At 69.1% G+C, this 2,459-nt stretch carries 4 protein-coding genes and 1 tRNA gene; 2 read left to right on the top strand and 3 right to left on the bottom strand.

Features of this window, described 5'->3' with window-relative positions:
* Window positions 1-55 precede the first annotated feature (55 nt).
* Window positions 56-127 (bottom strand) — tRNA-Val (locus ACFXPL_RS37085).
* Window positions 128-181: 54 nt separating this feature from the next.
* Window positions 182-661: a TIGR02611 family protein gene (locus tag ACFXPL_RS37080; RefSeq protein ID WP_384927580.1), complete on the bottom strand. Its 480-nt coding sequence runs from the start codon at window positions 659-661 to the stop codon at window positions 182-184.
* A 190-nt stretch (window positions 662-851) separates the two neighbouring features.
* Between ACFXPL_RS37080 and ACFXPL_RS37075 the strand changes: the two genes are divergently transcribed.
* Together ACFXPL_RS37075 and ACFXPL_RS37070 are read left to right on the top strand one after the other, a co-directional pair.
* Window positions 852-1,265, top strand: coding sequence for an SsgA family sporulation/cell division regulator (locus tag ACFXPL_RS37075; protein ID WP_003959770.1), 414 nt, complete (start codon window positions 852-854; stop codon window positions 1,263-1,265).
* A 206-nt stretch (window positions 1,266-1,471) separates the two neighbouring features.
* Window positions 1,472-2,041: a CGNR zinc finger domain-containing protein gene (locus ACFXPL_RS37070; RefSeq protein WP_384927579.1), complete on the top strand. Its 570-nt coding sequence runs from the start codon at window positions 1,472-1,474 to the stop codon at window positions 2,039-2,041.
* Between the two features lie 3 nt (window positions 2,042-2,044).
* Here ACFXPL_RS37070 and ACFXPL_RS37065 read toward each other — a convergent pair whose 3' ends face one another.
* A complete protein-coding gene (locus tag ACFXPL_RS37065; protein WP_329821645.1) occupies window positions 2,045-2,197 on the bottom strand; it encodes a hypothetical protein in 153 nt (50 codons plus the stop codon).
* Window positions 2,198-2,459: the final 262 nt, after the last annotated feature.

Raw genomic sequence — 2,459 nt, 5'->3', positions numbered from 1 at the left:
CCGCACACCCCGGCGGCCCCGTCGTTTTTCCGGTCGGGGGCACCTCGGTTCCGGGTGGGCGATACTGGGTTCGAACCAGTGACCTCTTCGGTGTGAACGAAGCGCTCTCCCACTGAGCTAATCGCCCGGGCGCAGGGCATACGTTACCCCATGTCAGGGGCGTCCCTGGACGCGTCACCGGTCACTGGTCGATCTTCCAGGGCAGGACGATGCCGAACTTCCACAGGTAGAACCCCGCCAGCGCGCCGAAGATCACCAGGCCGACGCTCGTGAGGATGATGTTGCGGCGCCTGACCTGGGGGTCGAGGGCCTTCTTGGCCGCCTCTGTGACCTTGCGCCGGGTCCAGCGCAGGACGAGCTGGGCCCAGACGAACTCGGTCGCCCAGATCGCCATCCCGGCGAAGATCACCACCCATCCGGGGCCGGGCAGCACCAGCATGGCCACGCCCGCGGCGACCACCGCGAGACCGGCCAGGAAGACGCCGACCTGCCAGCTCAGGTGGAGGGGCCTGGACGCCTTGACGAAGCGCGGCGCGCGGGAGCCCAGCGCCCGCTCCCGCGCGACCGTCGAGGCTGTCGCCTCCGGCGTCATGTCCCCCGTGGCGAGCTGTGCCGCCGCAGGGGCGACAGCGTGGTCCCGCTCGTGACTCTCCGCGTGCATGGGCCCCAACGTACCGGAATCGGCCGGATCACTGGAATGGCGGTACGACTCGAAGTAGCACACCGCCGTACGAGCTACCTGAAGCATCACAAAAGAGACAGAGGGGTTTACAACGGCACCGTAGGTGGCATGTCGATTTCGCCGACGTGCGAATCCCCGAGCGCACACTGAGCGAAAGGCCCTGGCGCTTATGAACACCACGGTCAGCTGCGAGCTGCACCTGCGCCTCGTTGTATCGAGCGAGTCCTCACTGCCTGTTCCCGCGGGCCTGCGGTATGACACGGCCGATCCCTATGCCGTGCACGCCACCTTCCACACCGGAGCCGAAGAGACGGTCGAGTGGGTCTTCGCCCGCGACCTCCTCGCCGAGGGGCTGCACCGGCCCACCGGTACCGGCGACGTCCGGGTCTGGCCGTCCCGCAGCCACGGTCAGGGCGTCGTCTGCATCGCTCTGAGCTCCCCGGAGGGCGAGGCCCTGCTGGAGGCCCCGGCGCGGGCCCTGGAGTCGTTCCTCAAGAGAACCGACGCGGCGGTGCCACCAGGCACCGAGCATCGTCACTTCGATCTCGACACGGAGCTCTCACACATCCTGGCCGAGAGCTGAGCCAGGCAGAGGGCCGCACGGCGCCGTCCGACTCGGGGAGACGGCGCCGCGTGGACAACCGCATACGGAGGACACCGGCGCCGTCGCCGCGGAACCCACCGCGGCGACGGCGCCGGCGCGTATGCCTGGCGTCACACCGGCCACGAACGGTCTAAAGTCGTCCGGGTTCGGCGGGCACCGGCCCGCGGCAGGCCAGGGAGCGGACCGTGCTGATTCCACACGACACCCGGATCGCGCTCGACACGGTCGTCGATCTGGTGAACACCGCACCCGAGGCCGGCACGGGCGAGAACGCGGTGGACCGGCTCGCGGGCATCGAGGCGCTGTACGACTTCGTACGGAACCACAACGTCAGCGGCGTGGACGACCTCGGCGAGCGGGACCTGCGGGCCGTACAGGAGGTACGGGCCCGCTTCACGGAGGTGTTCGCGACGCCGGACGCGCGGGCCGCGGCCGATCTGATCAATCAACTGGTGGCCGCCGCGGGGACGACCCCGCAGCTCACGGATCACGACGGCTACGACTGGCACGTGCACTACTTCGCGCCGGGCGCCTCGGTGGCCGACCATCTCGCGGCCGACTGCGGCATGGCGCTGGCCTTCATGGTCGTGGCGGGCGAGCAGGACAGGCTCCGCCGCTGCGAGGCGCCGGACTGCGGGCACGCGTTCGTCGACCTGTCGCGCAACCGCTCGCGCCGTTACTGCGACAGCCGCACCTGCGGCAACCGACTGCATGTCGCCGCGTACCGGGCACGCCGCAAGGAAGCGGCCGGCTGAGCCTCACAGCAGGAACAGATCGTGTACCGCGGCCATCAGCAGCAGTGCGCCGATCACCGTCAGGAAGATCATCAAAGGCGGCTGGGAGAGCGCGAACAGACAGCCGCGCGGCTCCTCGGTGGGGGCGGGGTTCTCACCCCGTGAGCTATCGAGCATCTCGGGGCGATCATGGCTCACCCCGCACCCGGAGGATGACCAACCAGGCATGATCGGCACGGGAGTTCATCATATTCCGTGGAAAAAGGCCCGGAACGCGCGCAGGATCCCCGCCCACCTGGCATGCTGCCGGGCACCTCGCGGGGCGCCCGGACGCAGCGGGTCGGCCTAGGTGTTCTGTCCACGGAGGTTGGTGACAGCAATCACGGCGGGGTGATCTTGAACGAGTGAGGGCCTTCCGGGTTCGGTGTGGATTGCGACA

This window comes from Streptomyces sp. NPDC059092 (genome assembly GCF_042756365.1).
Classification (GTDB): Bacteria; Actinomycetota; Actinomycetes; order Streptomycetales; family Streptomycetaceae; genus Streptomyces.
Note: the sequence above shows the minus strand (reverse complement) of the source record. Positions and strands in the feature narration are given on the sequence as shown.